The 345-nt window shown below is 26.7% G+C and carries 1 protein-coding gene; it reads left to right on the top strand.

The features are described from left to right. Positions 1–134: 134 nt before the first annotated feature. Positions 135–345: hypothetical protein (locus tag ACYVTD_RS18385; RefSeq protein WP_461249038.1), on the top strand; the 211-nt coding region annotated here is incomplete at its 3' end.

Below are 345 nucleotides of genomic sequence, written 5' to 3'. Positions count from 1 at the left end.
GAATTGCTTTCAGAATTAAAAAATAATAATGAAGAATACTTTTATGAGGAAATTTAAAATTAATTAATAAATTGACAATCAGCGCTTCTGTATTTCTATTACCTTTGGGAATAATGCTGTTTTCAATTATTTCCATGTCGCTTTCATCAATAAAAAAAGAACAGATTGAGCTTAACGGCATTGAGGTTTTGCGTCCGGCTATCGCGCTAATGCAAAGTATTCCTTTGTATGTAAATTATTCTTTTGATAATTCTCAAGATGAAATTCAAAATATAAGAATACATATATCTGAATTGCTTTCAGAATTAAAAAATAATAATGAAGAATACTTTTATGAGGAAATTT

The organism is Treponema sp. R6D11, assembly GCF_054786075.1.
This window is presented reverse-complemented; position numbering and strand designations above follow the sequence as displayed.